Origin of the sequence: Cupriavidus gilardii, from assembly GCF_013347325.1 — a bacterium.
In the GTDB taxonomy this organism is placed as follows: Bacteria; Pseudomonadota; Gammaproteobacteria; order Burkholderiales; family Burkholderiaceae; genus Cupriavidus; species Cupriavidus gilardii.
On sequence record NZ_CP054626.1, the window covers coordinates 2,226,612 to 2,247,013 of the forward strand.

At 69.5% G+C, this 20,402-nt stretch carries 18 protein-coding genes; 9 read left to right on the plus strand and 9 right to left on the minus strand.

The window, feature by feature from the left end; all coding sequences use genetic code 11:
- Nucleotides 1-59 precede the first annotated feature (59 nt).
- Nucleotides 60-1,430, minus strand: a complete 1,371-nt coding sequence (pmbA, locus tag FOB47_RS20220; RefSeq protein WP_174781933.1) for a metalloprotease PmbA — start codon at nucleotides 1,428-1,430, stop codon at nucleotides 60-62.
- 139 nt (nucleotides 1,431-1,569) lie between these two features.
- On the opposite strand from pmbA, the gene yjgA reads away from it, so the two are divergent.
- Both yjgA and mog read left to right on the plus strand, forming a co-directional pair.
- Nucleotides 1,570-2,184: a ribosome biogenesis factor YjgA gene (gene yjgA, locus FOB47_RS20225; RefSeq protein WP_276534986.1), complete on the plus strand. Its 615-nt coding sequence runs from the start codon at nucleotides 1,570-1,572 to the stop codon at nucleotides 2,182-2,184.
- Nucleotides 2,181-2,813, plus strand: coding sequence for a molybdopterin adenylyltransferase (gene mog / locus FOB47_RS20230; RefSeq protein WP_053822215.1), 633 nt, complete (start codon nucleotides 2,181-2,183; stop codon nucleotides 2,811-2,813). The genes yjgA and mog overlap by 4 nt, the downstream gene beginning before the upstream one ends.
- A 179-nt stretch (nucleotides 2,814-2,992) precedes the next feature.
- Here mog and FOB47_RS20235 read toward each other — a convergent pair whose 3' ends face one another.
- Nucleotides 2,993-3,874: an AEC family transporter gene (locus FOB47_RS20235; RefSeq protein WP_174781935.1), complete on the minus strand. Its 882-nt coding sequence runs from the start codon at nucleotides 3,872-3,874 to the stop codon at nucleotides 2,993-2,995.
- Between the two features lie 123 nt (nucleotides 3,875-3,997).
- Nucleotides 3,998-4,558, minus strand: a complete 561-nt coding sequence (orn, locus tag FOB47_RS20240) for an oligoribonuclease (protein ID WP_244959485.1) — start codon at nucleotides 4,556-4,558, stop codon at nucleotides 3,998-4,000.
- A gap of 242 nt (nucleotides 4,559-4,800) precedes the next feature.
- On the opposite strand from orn, the gene FOB47_RS20245 reads away from it, so the two are divergent.
- From FOB47_RS20245 to FOB47_RS20255, 3 genes are all read left to right on the plus strand, one after another.
- Nucleotides 4,801-6,048 carry a M48 family metallopeptidase gene (locus tag FOB47_RS20245; protein WP_053822217.1) on the plus strand — a complete coding sequence of 416 codons (1,248 nt, stop codon included), beginning with the start codon at nucleotides 4,801-4,803 and terminating at the stop codon, nucleotides 6,046-6,048.
- Nucleotides 6,045-7,031 carry a ribosome small subunit-dependent GTPase A gene (gene rsgA / locus FOB47_RS20250; RefSeq protein ID WP_174781937.1) on the plus strand — a complete coding sequence of 329 codons (987 nt, stop codon included), beginning with the start codon at nucleotides 6,045-6,047 and terminating at the stop codon, nucleotides 7,029-7,031. Before FOB47_RS20245 ends, rsgA begins: the two co-directional genes overlap by 4 nt.
- Nucleotides 7,032-7,182: 151 nt before the next feature.
- Nucleotides 7,183-7,488 carry a putative signal transducing protein gene (locus FOB47_RS20255; RefSeq protein ID WP_053822218.1) on the plus strand — a complete coding sequence of 102 codons (306 nt, stop codon included), beginning with the start codon at nucleotides 7,183-7,185 and terminating at the stop codon, nucleotides 7,486-7,488.
- Between the two features lie 93 nt (nucleotides 7,489-7,581).
- Here FOB47_RS20255 and FOB47_RS20260 read toward each other — a convergent pair whose 3' ends face one another.
- Nucleotides 7,582-8,574: a CobD/CbiB family protein gene (locus FOB47_RS20260; RefSeq protein WP_174781938.1), complete on the minus strand. Its 993-nt coding sequence runs from the start codon at nucleotides 8,572-8,574 to the stop codon at nucleotides 7,582-7,584.
- A 183-nt stretch (nucleotides 8,575-8,757) separates the two neighbouring features.
- Nucleotides 8,758-9,456, minus strand: coding sequence for a pirin family protein (locus tag FOB47_RS20265; RefSeq protein WP_174781939.1), 699 nt, complete (start codon nucleotides 9,454-9,456; stop codon nucleotides 8,758-8,760).
- A gap of 150 nt (nucleotides 9,457-9,606) precedes the next feature.
- On the opposite strand from FOB47_RS20265, the gene FOB47_RS20270 reads away from it, so the two are divergent.
- Both FOB47_RS20270 and gluQRS read left to right on the plus strand, forming a co-directional pair.
- Nucleotides 9,607-10,530, plus strand: a complete 924-nt coding sequence (locus FOB47_RS20270) for a LysR family transcriptional regulator (protein ID WP_053822220.1) — start codon at nucleotides 9,607-9,609, stop codon at nucleotides 10,528-10,530.
- Nucleotides 10,531-10,536: 6 nt separating this feature from the next.
- A complete protein-coding gene (gene gluQRS, locus FOB47_RS20275) occupies nucleotides 10,537-11,478 on the plus strand; it encodes a tRNA glutamyl-Q(34) synthetase GluQRS (RefSeq protein ID WP_174781940.1) in 942 nt (313 codons plus the stop codon).
- Between the two features lie 96 nt (nucleotides 11,479-11,574).
- Here gluQRS and FOB47_RS20280 read toward each other — a convergent pair whose 3' ends face one another.
- Nucleotides 11,575-13,080 carry a DEAD/DEAH box helicase gene (locus tag FOB47_RS20280; protein ID WP_174781941.1) on the minus strand — a complete coding sequence of 502 codons (1,506 nt, stop codon included), beginning with the start codon at nucleotides 13,078-13,080 and terminating at the stop codon, nucleotides 11,575-11,577.
- A 307-nt stretch (nucleotides 13,081-13,387) separates the two neighbouring features.
- The gene (locus FOB47_RS20285; RefSeq protein WP_174781942.1) at nucleotides 13,388-14,401 is read right to left on the minus strand and encodes a LysR substrate-binding domain-containing protein; all 1,014 of its coding nucleotides are present in this window, start codon (nucleotides 14,399-14,401) and stop codon (nucleotides 13,388-13,390) included.
- Nucleotides 14,402-14,565: 164 nt separating this feature from the next.
- Between FOB47_RS20285 and FOB47_RS20290 the strand changes: the two genes are divergently transcribed.
- Nucleotides 14,566-15,999, plus strand: a complete 1,434-nt coding sequence (locus FOB47_RS20290; protein ID WP_174781943.1) for a D-serine ammonia-lyase — start codon at nucleotides 14,566-14,568, stop codon at nucleotides 15,997-15,999.
- Between the two features lie 219 nt (nucleotides 16,000-16,218).
- On the opposite strand, the gene FOB47_RS20295 is transcribed toward FOB47_RS20290, so the two are convergent.
- Entirely contained in the window at nucleotides 16,219-17,217 is a 999-nt protein-coding gene (locus FOB47_RS20295; protein ID WP_174781944.1) for a Bug family tripartite tricarboxylate transporter substrate binding protein, read from the minus strand.
- A gap of 286 nt (nucleotides 17,218-17,503) precedes the next feature.
- Nucleotides 17,504-19,192 carry an acyl CoA:acetate/3-ketoacid CoA transferase gene (locus tag FOB47_RS20300; RefSeq protein ID WP_174781945.1) on the minus strand — a complete coding sequence of 563 codons (1,689 nt, stop codon included), beginning with the start codon at nucleotides 19,190-19,192 and terminating at the stop codon, nucleotides 17,504-17,506.
- A gap of 268 nt (nucleotides 19,193-19,460) precedes the next feature.
- Between FOB47_RS20300 and FOB47_RS20305 the strand changes: the two genes are divergently transcribed.
- Nucleotides 19,461-20,246: an IclR family transcriptional regulator domain-containing protein gene (locus FOB47_RS20305; protein WP_174781946.1), complete on the plus strand. Its 786-nt coding sequence runs from the start codon at nucleotides 19,461-19,463 to the stop codon at nucleotides 20,244-20,246.
- The last annotated feature ends 156 nt before the right edge of the window (nucleotides 20,247-20,402 follow it).

Below are 20,402 nucleotides of genomic sequence, written 5' to 3' on the forward strand. Positions count from 1 at the left end.
GCTGACGGGAGAGGGTTGGGCAGAGGGCCGGGTTTCCCGACTGCTGCCGAGCTGCCCCCTCAATTCCCCGCAATCGTCATCTGCTCGATCAGGATCGAGCCGGTCTCCTTGGTGCCGCGCACCAGCGTGTCGGCGCCGATGGCGACGATCTGGCGGAACATCTCGGCCATGTTGCCGGCGATCGTGATCTCCTCGACCGGGTACTGGATCACGCCGTTCTCGACCCAGTAGCCCGAGGCGCCGCGCGAATAGTCGCCGGTCACGTAGTTGACGCCCTGCCCCATCAGTTCCGTCACCAGCAGGCCGGTGCCCAGCTTGCGCAGCATCGCCGGGAAATCGTCGCCCGGCTGCGTCAGCTTGCTGGTCAGCGCCAGGTTGTGCGAGCCGCCGGCGTTGCCGGTGGTCTGCATGCCGAGCTTGCGGGCCGAATAGGTCGACAGGAAATAGCCCTGCACCACGCCGTCGCGCACCACGTCGCGCGCGCGGGTCTTGACGCCCTCCTCGTCGAACGGCGCGCTGCCCATCGCGCCCGGCACGTGAGGACGCTCGTGGATGTCGATATGCGGCGCGAACACGGCCTTGCCCAGCGTGTCGTACAGGAAGGTCGACTTGCGATACAACGCGCCGCCCGAGACCGCCTGCACGAAGGCGCCGAGCAGCCCCGCCGCCAGCGGGGCTTCGAACAGCACCGGGCAGCGGCGCGTCGACAGCTTGCGCGCATGCAGCCGCGCCAGCGCCCGTTCGGCGGCGTAGCGGCCGATCGCTTCGGGCTCGGCCAGCGCCTCGGGCGCGCGCTTGGACGAATACCAGTCGTCGCGCTGCATGCCGCTGCCGCTGCCGGCGATCGGCGCGCACGAGACGAAATGGCGGGAATACGGATAGCCGCCGACGAAGCCGCGCGTGGTGGCCAGCACGAACTGCGAATGCTGCGCCGACACGCTGGCGCCGTCGCTGTTGCGGATGCGCGGCGACACCGCGAAGGCGGCGGCCTCGGCGCGGCGCGCGATCTCGATGGCCTGCTCGGCGTCGATGGCCCACGGGTGGAACAGGTCCAGGTCGAGCGGATCGCGTTCGAGCAGCTCCTCTTCGGCCAGGCCCGCGCAGTCGTCCTCGGCGGTGAAGCGCGCAATGTTGTAGGCGGCCTCGGCGGTGGCGCGCAGCGCGGCCGGCGAGAAGTCCGACGTGCTGGCATTGCCGCGCCGCTTGCCGATCATCACGGTCACGCCGACCACCTTGTCGCGGTTCTGCTCGATCGTCTCGACCTCGCCCTTGCGCACCGAGACCGACAGGCCGCTGCCCTCTGAAATCTCGGTAGCGGCATCGGTGGCGCCCAGTTCGCGGGCGACGCGCAGCACGTCGGCTGCCATTTCGCTCAGTTGCGCCTGGGTGTAGGTGAAGTGGACGTTCTGGTCGGTCATGAGATCGGACATGCGTAAGTCTGGCCTGGTAGGTCTGGCGAAGGTCGGGGGCGTAGCAGAGGCGATTCCGGCGGCGAGCCGGGGCGCCATGGGAGCCGGGAAGGGCAAACGGAAACCCAAACGGGAATCATAGCAAGATAAAATGCCGCCCATGACGCGACATCCCCGCCACTCCCCCGGCGCCGGCTTTCCCGGCGCCTTCGCCCCCGAGCCCGAAGACGATACGCCCAAGAGCAAGTCGCAGCGCAAGCGCGACATGCATGCGCTGCAGGACCTGGGCAGCGAGCTCGAGGCGCTGCCCAAGGACCGGCTGGCGCGCGTGCCGATGCCCGAGGTGCTCGAGGACGCGATCCGCGAGGCCCGCCGCATTACCAGCCACGAAGGCAAGCGCCGCCAGATGCAGTATGTCGGCAAGGTGATGCGCGGCCTGAACGACGACGAGATCGATGCGATCCGGCGCGCCCTGGACGGTTTCAAGGGCACCAGCAAGGCCGAGACCGCACGCCTGCATCTGATCGAGCGCTGGCGCGAGCTGCTGCTCAAGGACGACGAGGCGCTGACGCGCTTCCTCGCCGAGCATCCGGCCGTCGACGTGCAGGCGCTGCGCAGCCTGATCCGCAACGCGCGCAAGGAGCAGCAGCTGGCCAAGCCCCCGAAGCATTTCCGCGAGCTGTTCCAGGCCATCAAGAGCGCGCTCGAGGCGCGCGAACAGCCCGGCGCGGCATCCGCGGCGCCGTCAACCGGAGAGGACCAGGAGCCCGCATGAGCGATCTCACCCAGCCTATTGCCCGCAACCATCCCGACGAGCTGCTGGTCGGCTTCGTGTCGATCTCCGACCGCGCCTCCGCGGGCACCTATCAGGACGAAGGCATCCCCGCGCTGCGCGACTGGTTCGGCCGCACGCTGACCTCGCCGTGGCAGGGCGTGGAACGGCTGATCCCCGACGAGCAGGCGCAGATCTCTCGCACGCTGATCGAGCTGGTCGACGTGGCCGGCTGCGATCTGGTGCTGACCACCGGCGGCACCGGCCCCGCGCGCCGCGACGTGACGCCCGAAGCCACGCTGGCGGTCGCCACCAAGCAGATGCCTGGCTTCGGCGAGCAGATGCGTCAGGTCAGCCTGCATTTCGTGCCGACCGCGATCCTGTCGCGTCAGGTGGCGGTGATCCGCGAAACGCCGAGCCATGCGGCGCTGATCATCAACCTGCCGGGCCAGCCGCGCGCGATCCGCGAGACGCTCGAAGGGCTGCGCGGCGACGACGGCAAGCCGCTGGTGCAAGGCATCTTCGCCGCGGTGCCGTACTGCATCGATCTGATCGGCGGCCCCTACATCGAGACCGACGAGGCCGTGGTCAAGGCCTGGCGGCCCAAGCACGCGATCCGGCAGAAGGGCTGAGCGCGCGCCGAGGCTGCCCTCTCCCCTGCCCCTCACCCGCACGCGGCACAGGGGCACACCGAAAGCGCTGGCCGCGTGCGCCTGGCGCCCGCTCCCCGCCCCGCTTGCGAGAGGGCCTGGGGAGAGGGCTTCGGGAAGAGGGCTTCCGGGAGAGGGCAGCCCCCTCCGAGCGAATCGCCCTACCGCAAACCCAGGTAGAGCCCGACCGGCACGAACACCACCGCGGCAATATTGCCCAGCAGCACGATCGACGCGACCTGGTCCGGCTCCTGCCGGAAATGATCGGCCACCAGGAAGTTCAGCACGGCCGGCGGCAGCGCGGCAAACACGAACAGCAGGCCGCGCTGCAGTTCGGTCAGCGGCACCACCGCCGCCAGCGCCAGCGCGCAAGCGATGCCCGTCAGCGGGCAGATCACCGCGCCGGCCAGCCCCATGCCCCAGTTGCGCAGATTGACGTCCTTCATCCGCACGCCGAGCGCGAACAGCATCAGCGGCACGGTGGCGTCGCCCAGCAGCTTGATCGATTGATAGACCGGATCGGGCAGCGCGAACCACGGCCGCGCCAGCGACAGGCCGACGCCGGCGATCGTCGCCAGCACCATCGGGTTGCGCGAGATCTGCGCGAGCGAGGCATGGCGGTTGACGATCTTCAGCCCCAGCGTGAAGTGCATCAGGTTGGAGGCCGCGAACAGCGCCACCGCGGGGGCCAGCCCGGCGGGCCCGAAGGCGAACACCGACAGCGGCAGCCCCATGTTGCCCGAGTTGTTGAACATCATCGGCGGCACGAAGGTGCGCGGGTCCGCGCCCATCAGCCGCGCCGCGCCCAGCGCCAGCAGCCCCGAGCCCAGCACCACGCCCACCGCGCAGGCCAGCAGCGCCACTTGATCGGCCAGCACGAACTCCTTGCTGACGAAGGCGGACACCACCAGCAGCGGCGCGATCACGTCGAGCGTCGCGCGGTTGATGCCCGCCATGTCGGGATGGGCCTTGCGCCCGTACAGCCAGCCGACCAGGATGATCAGGATGACCGGCGTGATGATCGAGACGATGCGCTCAAGCATGGCGGGATGGGGAGGAAGGGTCGAATCGAGGCGCGATGCCTGTCGTCCCCGCGCAGGCGGGAACGCGGCGGCTCATCGCCAGTCACCGGGTTCCCGCGTTCGCGGGAACGACGAACTGCGGCGTCAGGCGGCGCCGGTGGAGCCGGCCGCGTCCTGCGCCGGCGTCGCCTGCTGGCTGCTGCGAATGAAATGCGTGCGGTAGTAGCGCAGCTCCTCGATCGACTCGAGGATATCGGCCAGCGCCGTATGCAGCTGCCGCTTGATGAAGCCCTTGTGGATCGCCGGCTCCCAGCGCTTGCACAGCTCCTTCAGCGTCGACACGTCGAGATTGCGATAGTGGAAGAACGCCTCGAGCTTGGGCATGTAGCGCGCCATGAAGCGGCGGTCCTGGCAGATCGAATTGCCGCACATCGGCGACTTGCCGGCCGGCACCCAGCGCTTGAGGAAGGCAAGCAGTTCGGCTTCGGCCTGCGCCTCGGTCAGCGTCGAGGCCTTGACCTTGTCGATCAGGCCCGAGCGCCCATGGGTGCCCTTGTTCCAGTTGTCCATCGCGTCGAGCACGGCGTCGTCCTGATGAATCACCAGCACCGGGCCCTCGGCCAGGATATGCAGCTCGGAATCGGTGACCACCACCGCCACCTCGATGATGCGGTCGTTCTCCGGGGACAGCCCGGTCATCTCCATATCGAGCCAGACCAGATTGTTTTCGCTCTTGACCGACTTGACGGGCGCGGCGGAAACCGGGGCGGAGGCGGGAGCGGCGGGGGCCGCAGGGACTGGGGCGGCGGGGCTGGAGCTTGTCATCGGACTGCGTGAGGATCGTTCGGGAGGGATGGTGGCTTCGCGGCACGGACGGCGGCCCGGCGCGAAGTCATATAATTCTCGCATATCGAAGGCACTAGACCGCCCCACAAGGCAAGGACCCGATGTTCACGCTGCTTTTTCTCGTCGCCCTGGTGGTGATGGTGCTCACCAAACTGTGGCTGGCCGCGCGCCAGGTTCGCCATGTCGGCCTGCATCGCGACACCGTGCCGCCCCGCTTCGCCGACACGATCTCGCTGGCCGCGCACCGCAAGGCCGCCGACTACACGATCGCGCGCACGCGGCTGTCGATGCTCGAGGTACTGGCCGGCGCCGCCGTGCTGATCGGCTTCACGCTGCTCGGCGGCCTGCACTGGCTGAATCAGTTCTGGTATGGCACCTTCGGCCCGGGCTATGCCTATGGCGTCGCGCTGATCGCCAGCGTCGCGCTGATCGGCGGGCTGGCCGAGCTGCCCTTCACGCTGTACGCGCAGTTCGGCATCGAGCAGCGCTTCGGCTTCAACCGGATGACGTGGCGGCTGTGGCTGGTCGACACCATCAAGATGCTGGTGGTCGCCGCGGTGCTGGGCCTGCCGCTGCTGCTGGCGGTGCTGTGGCTGATGGACCGGACCGGCGCATGGTGGTGGCTGTGGACCTGGGTGGTCTGGATGGGCTTCAACCTGGTGCTGCTGGTGATCTTCCCGACCTGGATCGCGCCGCTGTTCAACAAGTTCGAGCCGCTGACCGACGAGACGCTGAAGCAGCGCATCGAAGCGCTGATGCGCCGCTGCGGCTTCGCCAGCAAGGGCCTGTTCGTGATGGACGGCTCGCGCCGCAGCGCGCATGGCAACGCCTACTTCACCGGTTTCGGCGCGGCCAAGCGCATCGTCTTCTTCGACACGCTGCTGTCGCGGCTGAACGCCGACGAGATCGAGGCCGTGCTCGCGCACGAACTCGGCCACTTCAAGCGGCGCCATATCGTCAAGCGCATCGTCGTGACGTTCGCGCTGAGCCTGGCCTTCCTGGCGCTGCTCGGCTGGCTGTCGACGCAGGCGTGGTTCTACACCGGCCTGGGCGTGCTGCCGAACCTGATGTCCGACAGCCACGCGCTGGCGCTGGTGCTGTTCTTCCTGACGCTGCCGGTATTCACGTTCCTGCTGGGACCGCTGTCGAGCCTGACCTCGCGCCGGCACGAGTTCGAGGCCGATGCATTTGCCGCCGAGCATGCCGATGCGGGCCATCTGGTCTCGGCGCTGGTCAAGCTGTACAAGGACAACGCCTCGACGCTGACGCCAGATCCGCTCTACAGCGCCTTCTACTACTCGCACCCGCCCGCGGCGCAGCGCATCGACCGTCTGCTGGCGCACGCATGAGCCGCCCCGCCCGACTACGCGGCGGCGACGCCCAGCGCCGACCCGCCGGCGCCGCCGTGCCCAACGCCGCCGCGCGCGAATCCGCGCTGATCGTGGCCGCGCACGGCCGCCACTATGTGATCGAGCTCGACGATGGCGAGCGCACGCGCATGCATGCGTTTCCGCGCGGCAAGAAGAGCGAATGCGCGGTCGGCGACCGCGTGCGCGTGGAGCGCGCCGCGGCCGACCAGTGCGTGATCGTCGAGGTCGAGCCGCGCCGCAACCTGCTGCACCGCTCCGACCAGTTCAAGTCCAAGCTGCTGGCCGCCAATATCGACCAGGTCGCGATCGTGCTGGCGACCGAACCGAGCTTCTCCGAGGACCTGCTCGGCCGCGCGCTGGTGTCCGCCGAGGCGCTGGAGATCGCGCCGCTGATCCTGCTGAACAAGACCGATCTGACCGACCGGCTGGAGGAGGCCCGGCGCCGGCTGACGCTGTACCGGCAGCTGGGCTATCGCACCGTCGAGCTGTCGGTGCACGGCAATCCCGACGACGCGCTGGCGCAGCTGCGTCCGCTGACCGCGGGGCGCGCGACGATCCTGATCGGGCAGTCCGGCATGGGCAAGTCGTCGCTGCTGAACCTGCTGATTCCCGGCGTCGAGGCGCAGACGCGCGAGATCTCGGCCAAGCTCGATTCGGGCAAGCACACCACGACCTTCACGCGGCTGTATCACCTGCCCGACGACTGGGGCCAGGGCGGCAGCCTGATCGATTCGCCCGGCTTCCAGGAGTTCGGCCTGCACCATCTGTCCGAAGGCATGCTCGAGCGCGCCTTCCCCGAATTCCGCCCGCGGCTGACCGAATGCCGCTTCTACAACTGCCACCATATCAACGAGCCGGGCTGCGGCGTGCTGGCGTCGGTCGAAGCCGGCGGCATCGCGCCGCGGCGGCATCAGCTGTATCTGCAGCTGCTGCACGAGTCGCGGCAGCAGAAGCCGTGGTAGCAGTGCCGCGTTCGGCGGACAGCAACGGAGCTCGTTGAAGCGACGAGGGACTCCCTCTCCCGCTTGCGGGAGAGGGGCGGACACCCACGTCTTGCGCCATGTCGGCGCACCCGTGCTAAGGTCTGAAGCATCCCCACTGCCGGTGACGCCGATGAAACTGCTGCTGTCGACGCCCTCGCTGGTGCATGCGGCCCATTGCCGCAATCTGCTGCTGGCCGCGGGCATCCGCGCGCAATTGCGCAATACGTGGCTGGCCGGCGCGACCGGCGATATTCCGTTTCAGGAGAGCGCGCCGCAGGTGTGGCTGCTCGACGATGCGCGCGAAGAGGAAGCGTGGGCCGTGCTCGATGCCGCGGCCAATCCGGCGCCGGGGCCGCGCTGGCACTGCGCGCGCTGCGGGGAATGGCACGAGGCGCAGTTCGGCGCCTGCTGGCAGTGCGGCAGCCCGCGGCCGTGAATCGGAGGCGAGACCTGTTCCGGCCGCTGTTCCGGCCGCCCTCCCGGCCTGCCGGAACTTGCCCCCAAGCTTGGCCGTACCCCTGGGCGAACCTCAGCCGACCCAGCTGGCCAGCGACAGCATCGCCAGCAGCAGCATCCACAGCACCACCGCGCGCCAGACCAGGCCGACCGCCGACTGCAGCGCCCGTACGCCGGGATCGGCGCCGAGCTCCGGCGCGGCCGGCTCCGGCGCGCCGTCATCCTCCATGCCAGGCGCATAGTCGAACGCGGCGCCGGTGCCCGGGGTGGCCAGCACCACGCTGGTGTCGTCCTCGGGCAGCGGCGTGCCGAGCCGCACGCCGAGCGCGCCGCCGCCGCTGGCCAGCAGGATGCCGTTGGTCTCGTCGCGCCACTTGCGCGCATGGTTGCGCCAGGCGTAGACCGCATCCTCGAAGTTGCCGACGATCGCAAAGCCGATCGCGGTGAGCCGCGACGGCACCCAGTCCATCAGATGGAAGGCGCGCGCGGCAAAGCGGCCGAACGCCGGGCTGCGCTCGGACGACGGCAGATTCCATTGCCGCGACAGGTATTCGGCGACGCGGTACAGCACCACGCCGGCCGGGCCGATCGGCAGCAGGAACCAGAAGAACACGCCGAACACATGCCGGTGCACCGCGACGATGGCCGCCTCGAGCGTGTGACGGACGATCTCGCTGACCGGCATGTCGACGGTATCGAGCCCGGTCCACTCGTGCAGCAGGGCACGGGCGGTGGCCGGGTCGTCGCGGTTCAGCGCGTCGTGGATATCGGTGAAGTAGTGGCTGAACTGGCGGAAGCCCAGCGTCAGGTACAGCAGCAGCACGTTCCAGGCGAGCGTCAGCGCCACGCTGATCGTCGCCAGCAGATGGTGGACCGCCAGCGCCGCCAGCGTCAGCGGTAGCGCCACCGTCATCCACGCCAGCGCCGCGTCGCGCGGCCGGCCGGTGTCGAAGGCGCGCTCGGCGCGTTCGGCGAGCGCCCGCACCATTTCATAAATGGGATTGTTGCGGCCCAGGGCGCGGAACTGCTCGGCGATCAGCGCAAGAAGGACGGAAACGAAGGTCATCTCGGATCGGAAATAGGCGGCGGCGCGTGCTGCCGGGCCGTCCCGGACCATGTGCTGGCCCGGGCGCTTATCTATAGCGAGAAGATAGCACAGCGCTTCCGCCGCCTGACTCGCCCTTTCCTTCCGTTACGACTCGCCGCCACCGCGCTTCGGGGACGGCGCGTCGCGCATCACGGCATCGCCTCACGGCAGATCGAACACCAGCACCTCGGCGGCGTCGCCCTGTGCCAGGCTGACCGCATCGACGCCCTCGAGCTTGGCCGCGTCGCCCGCCTCCAGCGCCTGGCCGTTGACCGTGATGGCGCCGCGGGCGACATGCACATAGGCGCGCCGTCCCGGGGCAAGCGCCAGCGTGGCGGCCTCGTCGCCGTCGAACAGGCCGGCAAACAGACGCACGTCCTGGTGGATCCGCACCGAGCCGTCGGCACCGTTGGGGCTGCCGACCAGGCGCAGCCGGCCGCGCTTGTCGGCGGCGTCGAAGTGCTTCTCCTCGTAGCCAGGTTCGATGCCGTTGCGATCGGGCACGATCCAGATCTGCAGGAAGTGCGTGGTGTCGTGCGCGGCGTGGTTGTACTCCGAGTGCCGCACGCCCGTGCCGGCGCTCATCCGCTGCACGTCGCCGGGGCGGATCACGCTGCCGTTGCCGATGCTGTCCTTGTGCGCCAGTTCGCCCGACAGCACATAGCTGATGATCTCCATGTCGCGGTGACCATGGGTGCCGAAGCCCATGCCGGGCGCGACGCGGTCTTCGTTGATCACTCGAAGCGGGCCGAACTGCACATGCCGCGGGTCGAAGTAGTCGGCGAACGAGAAGCTGTGATACGACTGCAGCCAACCATGGTCGGCGTAACCGCGTTCTGCGGACTTGCGAATTTCAATCATTTTGATGTCCTTCCTGGCGAGTGGTCCGCTGCTTCGTCCAGCCGGACTTGCATATGGACCGTCTGTTCTGCAACGATGCTAGGAAGTTTAGGACGGCTGCGCTATATTTGCGGCGGGCCATTTGCAAGCACTCATTCAGAATTTCTGAATATGCCACTCTCTCTCGAATCCCTGGAAGTTCTCGACGCGATCGAACGCAAGGGCAGCTTCGCGGCCGCCGCGCATGAAATGGGCAAGGTGCCGTCGGCGCTGACCTATGTGGTGCGCCGGCTGGAAGAAGACCTCGACGTGCTGCTGTTCGACCGGCGCCGCCACCGCGCCGAGCTGACGCCGGCCGGCCGCGCGCTGCTCGACGAGGGCCGCCACCTGCTGCACGCGGCCGACGACCTGGCGCGCCGCGTCAAGCGGCTGGCCACCGGCTGGGAGGCCAGCCTCAATATCGTCGTCGACGACCTGATCAATTTCCGCGCGCTGTTGCCGGTGATCCAGGATTTCTACGCGGAAAACAGCGCCACGCGGCTGCGCTTCGCCAAGGAGGTGCTGGGCGGCTCGTGGGACGCACTGGTCAGCAACCGCGCCGACCTGGTGATCGGCGGCGCCTACGATGCGCCCAGCACCCAAGGCTTCCAGATCCGTTCGCTCGGCGCGATGCCCTTCGTGTTCGCCGTGGCCTCCCACCATCCGCTCGCCAGCGAACCGGGGCCGCTGACCAGCACGCAGATCGCCCGCCACCGCATCGTCGCGGTCGGCGATACCTCGCGCAACCTGCCGGCCCGCACGCACGGCGTGCTGGCCGGGCAGGACATGCTGGTGGTGCCTACCATGCGCGACAAGCTCGATGCGCAGATCCGCGGCCTGGGCTGCGGCTGGCTGCCGGCGCCGATGGCGCAGCCGCATATCGAGAGCGGCGTGCTGCAGGTGCGCGAGACCGTCGAGGTACGCGCGCCCGGCACCTTCACGATCGCCTGGCGCACCAGCAATCGCGGCAAGGCGCTGCAGTGGTGGACCGACAAGCTGCAGAATCCCCGGCTCGCGCAGGCCCTGCTATCGCAACAACCGGGCGCGCCGGAGTAGCCAGAGATGAGCGCAGTACCCGGGCAGACCGATCAGCCGTCCGATCGTCCGCCGACCCATCGTCGGCCGTCAAACCCGCAATACCGCGGCCGCTTCGCCCCCTCCCCCACCGGCCCGCTGCATCTTGGCTCGCTGGTCACCGCGCTGGCCAGCTGGCTCGATGCCCGCGCCCACGGCGGCCAGTGGCTGGTCCGCATCGAGGACATCGACTATCCGCGCTGCGTGCGCGACGCCGACCGGCAGATCCTGCATACGCTCGAGCGCCTCGGCCTGCATCCGGACGAGGCGCCGGTCTGGCAGAGCCGGCGCGAGCCGCTGTACGCCGACGCGCTGCACCGGCTCGAGGCGGCCGGGCTGGTCTATCCCTGCGGCTGCTCGCGCAAGGAGATCGCCGACTCGCTGCGCCATGTCCGGGAACGCCATCAGACGCTGGCCTACCCCGGCACCTGCCGCGGCGGCCTGCACGGCAAGCTGCCGCGCGCCTGGCGCGTACGCGTGCCGGACGGCGAGGCGGCGCTGCTGTGCTTCGACGACCGCTGGCAGGGCCGGCAATGCCAGGACCTGGCCACCGAGCTCGGCGACTTCGTGCTGCGCCGGGCCGACGGCCTGTGGGCGTATCAACTGGCGGTGGTGGTCGACGACGGGCTGCAGGGCATCACGCATATCGTGCGCGGCGCCGACCTGCTGGATTCGACCCCGCGCCAGATCCATCTGCAGCGGCTGCTGGGATTGCCGACGCCGGCCTATCTGCATGTGCCGGTCGTGGTCAACGAGATCGGGGAAAAACTGAGCAAGCAGACCGGCGCCGAAGCGATCGACGCGCTGGCGCCGCTGGACGCGCTGCGCGCCGCCGGCGCGCATCTGGACTTGCGCAGCGGCCGCGCCGACGTGGCAGGCTGGCTGGCCGAAGCGACCGCGCAGTGGGCGGCGCGGTGGGGGGCGAGCTGAGCGGTCTTGCCTCCCCGCGCAGGCGGGACCCGGCGGAATGGAAGACGCTGGCTTCCCGCGTTGGCGGGAAAGACGGATCGGCTCGCCGCGGCGCGATCAGGACTTGCGCGGTACGCCGCCGAGCAGCGCGGCGACCGGACGCTTCGGCCGCGCGCGCGCCAGACCGACCTGACGCGGATCGAGCGTCGCCTCGCTGGAAGTCGACGACGCCGACGACGCGCTCGGGCTGGGTTCATAGGGCCGCGAGAAGAACGGATCGTCCGAGGCCCGGAAGGCATTGCGCGCATTGCCGTGGTCGGCCTTGCGCGGACGGTCCTCGCTGTCGGCGCGCGGGCGGCGCGGCTCGTTCGAGCGGCCGCGGCGGCGGTCGTCGTCGGCGGCACGGAAGCGCGCTGCCGACGGATCGAAGCCTTCGAGCTGCGCGCGCGGAATCTGCCGCTTCAGCATCTTCTCGATATCGGCCAGCAGCCGCTCGTCGCCGGGCACGAAGATCGACAGCGCATCGCCGGTGGCGCCGGCGCGGCCGGTACGGCCGATCCGGTGCACGTAGTCCTCGGCATTGAACGGCAGATCGAAGTTGATCACGCAGGGCATGTCGGCGATGTCCAGGCCGCGCGCGGCGACGTCGGTCGCCACCAGCGCGTCGATGGTGCCCTGCTTGAAGCCCTCCAGCGTCTGCATCCGTTCGGTCTGGGTCTTGTCGCCGTGAATCGCGGCGGCATTGATGCCCTCGCGCTCCAGATGGCGGGCGAGCCGCGAGCAGCCGATCTTGCTGTTGACGAAGACGATGCACTGGCGCGACAGGCCCTGGTCGGCACGCTGCTTCAGCAGATGCACCACGGCCTCCTGCTTCTGGCCGTCCTGCACCTGGTACACGGTCTGGCGCACGTTCTCGTTGGCCGAGTTGCTGCGCGCCACTTCGATCGTCACCGGCTGGTGCAGATAGCTGGCCGCCAGCTTCTTGATCTCGGGCGAGAAGGTCGCCGAGAACAGCAGCGTCTGCCGCTTGGCCGGCAGCAGGTTGATGATGCGCTGCAGGTCCGGCAGGAAGCCCATGTCCAGCATGCGGTCGGCCTCGTCCAGCACCAGCATCTGCACCTGCGACAGGTTGACCGACTTCTGCTGCACGTGGTCGAGCAGGCGGCCCGGGGTCGCGACCAGGATCTCGACGCCGCGGCGCAGCGCGTCGGTCTGCGGGTTCATGTCGACGCCGCCGAACACCACGGTGCTGCGCAGATCGGTGTGGCGCGCGTAGCGGGCCACGTTGTCGTAGACCTGATCGGCCAGTTCGCGCGTCGGCGTCAGCATCAGCGCGCGCACCGGGTGCCGCGCCGGCGAGGCGCTCGCGTTGGCCAGCGGCAGCAGGCGCTGGATGATCGGCAGCGCAAAGCCCGCGGTCTTGCCGGTGCCGGTCTGCGCGGCGCCCATCACGTCCTTGCCCAGCAGCACCACCGGGATTGCCTGCGCCTGGATCGGGGTCGGCTTGGTATAGCCCTGCTCGGACAGCGCGCGCAGCACGCGCGGGTCCAGCCCGAAGCTGTCGAAGGTGATGTCGGTGGGAGTCGGTACGGCAGTGGTGTTCGTGTTCGTGGTGGTGGTCATGGTATCGGCGTCTGGCGAAGGCGAACCCGGCGCCAGCGGACACGCATCGATCGAACGCAATGGAACTGGCGGTAGCCGCGCAGTACTTGGCCTGGTCGGCAAGGGCTGATCGGGCGGATGAGGGGCTGGCGCCGCATTCCGGCACCGGCTTCGAGGCCCCTGCCGCGCCGAGATCGGCAACCAGATCGGCAATATCTGGGCACGCCGATCAATAGCGCTACAGAATCAAAGACTTAGATTCTACAACAGCGGGCAGATGCGGGGTAGTGCGGCGCGCGGCACTGTGGTAGCGCCGCGGCGCGACGACTCATTGCCCTGGCCGTCGCGTACGGGGAGTACGGAACGGGTGCGTCGCCGGTGTCCGCGCCTTGCCAGAGGCCTTGCGCCACTGGTCCCGTTGCGCGCCGAATGCCGCCCCTTCCGTCACCAGCCACGCCTCGATCGCGGCCACCTCGGGCCGCTGCCCCTGCGCCGAAACGAAGTAATAGGCGGCCTGGCTCGGCAGATGCAGGCCGAACAGGTCGACCAGCCGGCCCGCCTCGAGGTCTTCCAGCACCAGCGCGGTCCGTCCCATCGCGACGCCCTGCCCCGCCAGCGCCGCGCCGATCGCCAGTTGCGACAGGTTGAAGCGCTGGCCCTGCTCCAGATCCGGCACCGTGACGCCGGCCTGCTGCAGCCACGCACCCCATTCGTCGAACTCGCCGGCACCATCCCAGGGGCTGGCGTCGTGCAGCAGCAGTTCGCCGCGCAGATCGGCCGGGCAGCGCAGTTCCGGATGCGCGGCGACGAAGGCGGGGCTCGCCACCGGGAGCAGCCATTCGTCGAGGAAGCGCCGCGCGTGCACGTCGCGATACGCGCCGGGGTCGAAGCGCACCGCGGCGTCGATGCCCTCGCGCAGCATCCGGCCGCGGTCCAGCGCCTGGAATTCGCCTTGCACGCGCAGCCCGATATCGGCATGGTCGCGAAAGAAGCTGCCCATCCTTGGCGTCAGCCAGCGCATCGCGAACGACGGCGAGCACGACAGCGAGACCGGCCCGGCCTCGCCGCGCCTGCGCAACTGGCTCAGCGCACCCGCGATCGCTTCGAACGACTCGCGCAGCACCAGGCGCAGCCGCTCGCCCTCGGGCGTCGGCGTCAGCGCGCGCGGCGTGCGCACGAACAGCGGGCGCCCCAACCATTGCTCCAGCTGCTTGACCTGCTGGCTGACCGCGCCCTGTGTCACGCACAGCTCTTCGGCGGCGCGGGTGAAGCTGTGGTGGCGCGCAGCCGCTTCGAAGCAGCGCAGCCAGGCCAGCAGCGAGGAGGAGAGCGTCGTTGTCATCGTTTTCATTAGTCAAACTAATGCGTGGCCGAGCACGAATGGTTTGCCGGAATCGGTGCCCGGGAGAACAATGCGGAAAAGCCGCCGGCCGAGGGCCGGCCTGCCCGATCGCCGAAGAACAACGCCGACCGCGCCTCCCGTAGCGTTCCCCGCCGACCACCGAAATGAACGACTCCAACCAGAACGCCGCATTTTCCCCACGCGGAAACACCCATTCCGCGGCGGCAAGCGCTCCGGTGCCCGCCGCCGATGCCACGCTGCTGGCGGCGCTCGGCGCGGCCCGGCCATGCCTGTGGACCAATCCGCTGCTGGCGCCGCAAACCCCGGCCGCGGTCCGCGCGGGCGCGAAGGATATTAGTCTAGCTGATGTCCACGCGGCCCACGCCCGCTTCGGGCGCTTTGCCCCGTTGCTGCAGCGGCTGTTTCCGGAACTGGTGGACAGCGCCGGCGCCATCGAATCGCCGGTGCTGCCGGCCGCCGCGCTGGCGTCCGCCATCGGCTTGCCGCCCGGCAGCGGCGCGCTGTGGATCAAGGCCGATCACAGCCTGCCGGTGGCCGGCTCGATCAAGGCGCGCGGCGGCATCCACGAGGTGCTGGAATTCGCCGAACGGCTGGCCGTGCAACATGGGCTGGTGACCAACGATGCCGGCCCCGACGACTATCGCCGGCTGGCCGAACCGGCGGCGCGCGCGGTCTTCTCGCGCTACCAGGTCGCGGTGGGCTCGACCGGCAATCTGGGCCTGAGCATCGGCGTGATGGCGTCCGCGCTGGGCTTTCGCGCCGTGGTGCACATGTCGGCCGACGCCAAGCCGTGGAAGAAGGACCGGCTGCGCGCGCGCGGCGTCGAGGTGATCGAGCACGCCGGCGACTACCAGCAGGCGGTGGCCGCCGGCCGCGCGCAGGCGCAGCAGGACCCGGCCTGCCACTTCGTCGACGACGAGCGCTCGCTGTCGCTGCTGCTGGGCTACAGCGCCGCGGTACTGCGGCTCGATGCGCAATTGCGCCAGCATGGCATCGCGCCCGACGCGAAGCGGCCGCTGTTCGTCTATCTGCCCTGCGGCGTCGGCGGCGCCCCGGCCGGCATCGCCTTCGGCCTGAAGCAGCTGTACGGTCCGCACGCGCACTGCTTCTTCGCCGAGCCGACCCAGTCGCCGTGCTTCCTGGTGCAGATGATCGGCGCCGAGGTCAACGGTGCCGGCGGCAATCCCTCGGTCTACGACTACGGGCTCAGCAATCGCACCGAGGCCGATGGCCTGGCGGTGCCGCGCGCCTCCGAGCTGGCCGCGGCGGCGATGCGCGAACTGCTGTCGGGCGTCTACACCGTGGCGGACGATCGGCTGTTCCGCGACCTGTACCTGGCCAGGCGCGATGCCGGCATCGAGATCGAGCCTTCGGCCGCCGCCGGCTTCAGCGGGCCGGCGATGCTGACAGGCACCGAGGCCGGGCAGGCCTATCTGGCCCGCCATGGCTTGGCCGACGCGATGGGCACCGCCACGCATCTGGTCTGGACCACCGGCGGCCTGTTCGTTCCACCGGAGGAATACCGGCACTTTCTCGCGCGCGGCGAGGCGCTGGCGGGCTCGTCGGCACGGCAGTAAGGACCCGAGCAGACCGCGATCGGCTGCAGCCATCGAGCGCAGCCAGCGAGCGCGGTCGGCGAGCGCGGACATCGAGCGCAGACATTTACGGCGGCCATCGCTGGCGACCATCGATGGCCGCCACAAAGAGCAAGGGCCGGCGACCATACGATCGCCGGCCCTCACCCTACCCCGCCAAGACAGGCAAGCCACGGTGCGCCCATGACGGGCGCGGGCGTATCAGTCGCCCTTGATGCCGTTGTCCTGGATGACCTTGCCCCACTTCTTGTCGTCGGCGCGCATCCGCGCGGCCAACTGTTCGGGCGGCATATAGGCCGCCACGGTGCCCGCGCCCAGCATCTTCTGCTGGACGGTCGGATCGGCCAGCGCCGCCTTCAGCTCGGCGGACAGCTTCGCGATGATCTCCTTCGGCGTGCCGGCCGGCGCCAGCAGGCCGCCCCAGGCGGTCGCTTCGAAGCCTGGGAAGCCCTGCTCGGCCACGGTCTTGACCTCGGGCGTGAAGCTGACGCGCTTGGCCGAGCCCACCGCGATCGGACGCAGCTTGCCGGCCTTGATGTGCGGCAGCGCGGCGATCATGTCGGAGAACATCATCGGCACCTGGCCGGCGAGCAGATCCGAGATCGCCGGCGCGCTGCCCTTGTACGGCACGTGCTGCACGTCGAAGCCGCCGAGGTTCTGCAGCAGCTCGGTCGACAGATGGCCGAAACTGCCGTTGCCGGCGCTGGTGTAGTTCATCTCGCCCGGCTTGGCCTTGGCCTTGGCGATGTACTGCTGCAGCGTGGTCACGTCGGGCAGCGCGTTCGGATTGACCACCATCACGATCGGCAGATCGTAGGCGGCGCCGATCGGCGCGAAGTCCTTGAACAGATCGTAGCCCTTGCGATTGATCAGGTGCGGCGCGATCAGCGTGGGCGTGGCCAGCACCAGCAGCGTATAGCCGTCCGCCGCGCTCTTGGCGACGGTTTCGGCGCCGATGGTGCCCGAGGCGCCGGGGCGGTTGTCGACGACGACCGGCTGCTTCAGCGAATCGCTGAGCTTCTGCCCGATGATGCGTGCGGCGGTATCGGTCGGGCCGCCCGGCGGGAACGGCACCACCAGCCGGATCGGCTTGGCGGGATAGCTGTCGGCGAACGCCTGGGTGGCGCACAGCGGCAGCGAAACGGTCAGCATGGCGGCGCCGAGGCGGCGCGCGAAGGTACGGCGGCTTGTGTTCTGCATGGCAACAAGAGAAACGTCATCCGAAATCGGCGCGGCCCGCTTGGGGCGCGCCGGCGACACAGGTAACGCTCGGCGACTCGCAGGGCAGCCCGCGGGCCCCTGGAGCGCAAATCGATCCCGTCATTTCCAGTCGAAACAAGGCGTGGCTGGTCTCCTTGGTGTACAGCTGGCCGGTGGTCCGGCCTTGTCGTTGTGGTGGAGGAAGGGCGGTCGATGCTCCGCCCCGCGAATCGTTATCCGGCCCGTGGAGGCATAGGCGCGTCGGCGCGTGCCGCGTCGCCTCGTGTCAGCCCGCCGACGCGAGCGAGAACGGCCCGGGCCGGAACAGGCAGGCGTCCATCGGACGCAGATCCGGCGCGACCGCGATCGGCGTCGCGCACTGCGCCAGCACATCGCGCTGCAGGTCGACGCCGGGTGCGATCTCGATCAGCGTCAGCCGCGCCTCTCCGCTGGCATCCGGGCGCATCTCGAACACCGCGCGCTCGGTGATGTACAGCACCGGCACGCCGAGCGAGGCCACATACGGCCCGTTGAAGCTCAGGTGCGAGACCTCCGGCACGATCTTCCTGACGCGGCCCTCGCGCGCGATCTGCAGCTGGCCGCCCTCGGCGCGGACCTCGAGTCCGCCGGCCGTCAGCGTGCCCATGAAGACCACGGCCTTGGCGCTCTGCGTGATGTTGATGAAGCCGCCGACGCCGGCGATCAGCGCCTGCGCGCCCTCGCCGAACTTGCTGACGTTGACGTTGCCATGGCCGTCGAGCTCGGCCAGGCCGAGGATCGCCAGATCGATGCCGCCGCCCTCGTAGAAATCGAACTGCGACGGCTGGTCGATCACCGCCTCGGGATAGGCGGACGCACCGAAGCTCAGGCCGTCGGCCGGCGTGCCGCCGATCGGGCCCGCCTCGACGGTCAGCGTGAAGCCGTCCAGCCCCGCCTGTTCGGCCAGCATGCCGACCGCCGCCGGCATGCCGACACCCAGATTGACGACCCGGGGCCGGCGCCTGGCGAGCTCCAGCACCGCGCGACGCTGCGCAATGGTGCGGGCGTCGAGCGCCGCGGGCGCGGGATCGGCATCGGTCACCACGCCGGCATCGGCGTCGACACGGGCCGGCGCTGCATCCTTCGCCGCGTTGTTCGCCGCCGCCTCGCCGCGCCACGGCGTCACGTAGGCCGGGTTGAAGCGCTCGGCGAACGTCATCTGATGATGGGCCGGGTCCTCGCTGACTACCACGTAGTCGACCAGGATGCCCGGCACATGGATGGCCTGCAGGTTGTCGTGATGGTCGACCAGCTGCTCGACTTGCGCGATCACGATGCCGCCGGAATTGTGCGCGGCCTGCGCCATCGCCAGCAGCTCGTGGTGGAAGGCTTCGCGATGCGTGCTCAGGTTGCCGCGCGGATCGGCCGCGGTACAACGGATCAGCGCGCAATGGATCGGGAAGCTCGGATAGAACAGATAGTCGTCGCCGCGGAAGGACACCGCCTCGACCCAGTTGGCGCGTCCCGCGGCGATCGCCTCGCGGGCGCGCCGGTTGACGGCACCGCCGTGGTAGCGCGGATCGCGCTCGCTGCGCGGATCGACGAAGGTGTGCAGCCCGATCTTCGTCATCACGCCGGGCTTGCCGCCGGCGATCGCGCGGTACAGGTGGGTCAGCACGCCCTGCGGCAGGTTGTAGCCCTCGCACTGCTCGGCCATCGCCAGGTCGGCGAGCCGGGTCGCCGAGCGCCAGTGGCCGCCGACGATCGAGGCGGTCATGCCCGCATTGCCGAAGTGATTGACGCCGCGTGCGCCGCGGTCGCCCTGCCCCGCCGAATAGACCAGCGTCAGGTCGCGCGGCAGGCCGCTCTGCAGGAAGCGCCGCTCGAGCGCCTCGGTCACCGCCTCGGCATGGCCGGCCCCGACGAAGCCGGCGCTGGCCACCGTCCATCGGTCCTGTACCAGGGCCGCCGCCTGGTCCGCGGTGATCACCTTCATGCTGTCTCCTGATGCGTCGGCACACCCCAACCGCGGGCGCCGCTGTCGCCGTCGGCGCCCGGCATCGGAGCGCGCTTGTCGGCGTAAAAATCGGACGGAAAAGTCGCGTTGTGGTTTTTGCGAACATTTGTTCGCGGAACGCCGTATCATACGGACGACCAGCCGGGTCGCGCAAGCCCGTAGTCGGCACTAAAATCGCCCCGATTCGCGCTCGACGTATATCTCCCGTCACTTCAAGCCACCTCAACGCTCCTCCAGGATCCCCGCCATGACCGAAGCCGAGGCGCCGACGCAGAAGAAGGATGAGTTGCTCGACTCCCTGAACAAGGGGCTGGCGCTGCTGCGGCTGTTCGCCAGCGGCGTCGAGAGCCTGACGATGCAGGACGTCGCGGATCGGCTCGATGTCACGCGGGCAGCGGCGCGCCGGCTGCTGTTGACCCTGCACCACAACGGCTATCTGGCGCAGAACGGCCGGCAGTTTTCGCTGACGCCGCGCGTGATGGAGCTCGGCTACGCCTATTTCGCCTCGATGAGCCTGCCGCGGCTGGCCCAGCCGCATCTGCGTGCGCTGGCGAGCCGCTGCGGCGAGACGTGTTCGGTCGGCATGCTCGACGACGACGCCGTGGCGCTGGTCGCCCGCGAGGAGCCGCGCCAGATCCTGCGCGTGGACATGGCGATCGGCCGGCGCATGCCGGCCTACGCCCATTCGCTGGGGCGCGTGCTGCTGGCCGGACTGGACGACGGGGCGTTGGAGCGCTACCTGGCCCACGCGGAGCTGCGCAAGCTGACGCCGTTCACCATCGATTCGCGCGAGGCGCTGCGCGCCACGCTGGCGCAGGTACGCGAGGACGGTCATTGCGTGCTGGTCAGCGAGCTGGTCGACGGCTTCGCCGGCATCTCGGTGCCGCTGCACGACCAGACCGGCAAGGTGGTCGCCGGCCTGGGCTTCAGCATGGTGCTCGGCAGCCGCGATGCCGGCACGCTGGTCGAGCGCTATCTGTCGCCGCTGCGCGAGGCGGCCGCGGCAATCGAGGCGGTGCTGCGCGCGCGCTGAGCGCAGCGGCCCCCGGACGCCGGCCCAAGGACAAAAAAAGCCCCGCAAGCCGGGGAGCTGCGGGGCACAGTGGTAGCGGGGCCGACATGCGTTCGAGCCCACGGCCGCTATCTTGCTCAAGGTTTGGCCCGCGCACATCACCCGCCTGTAGGGTTG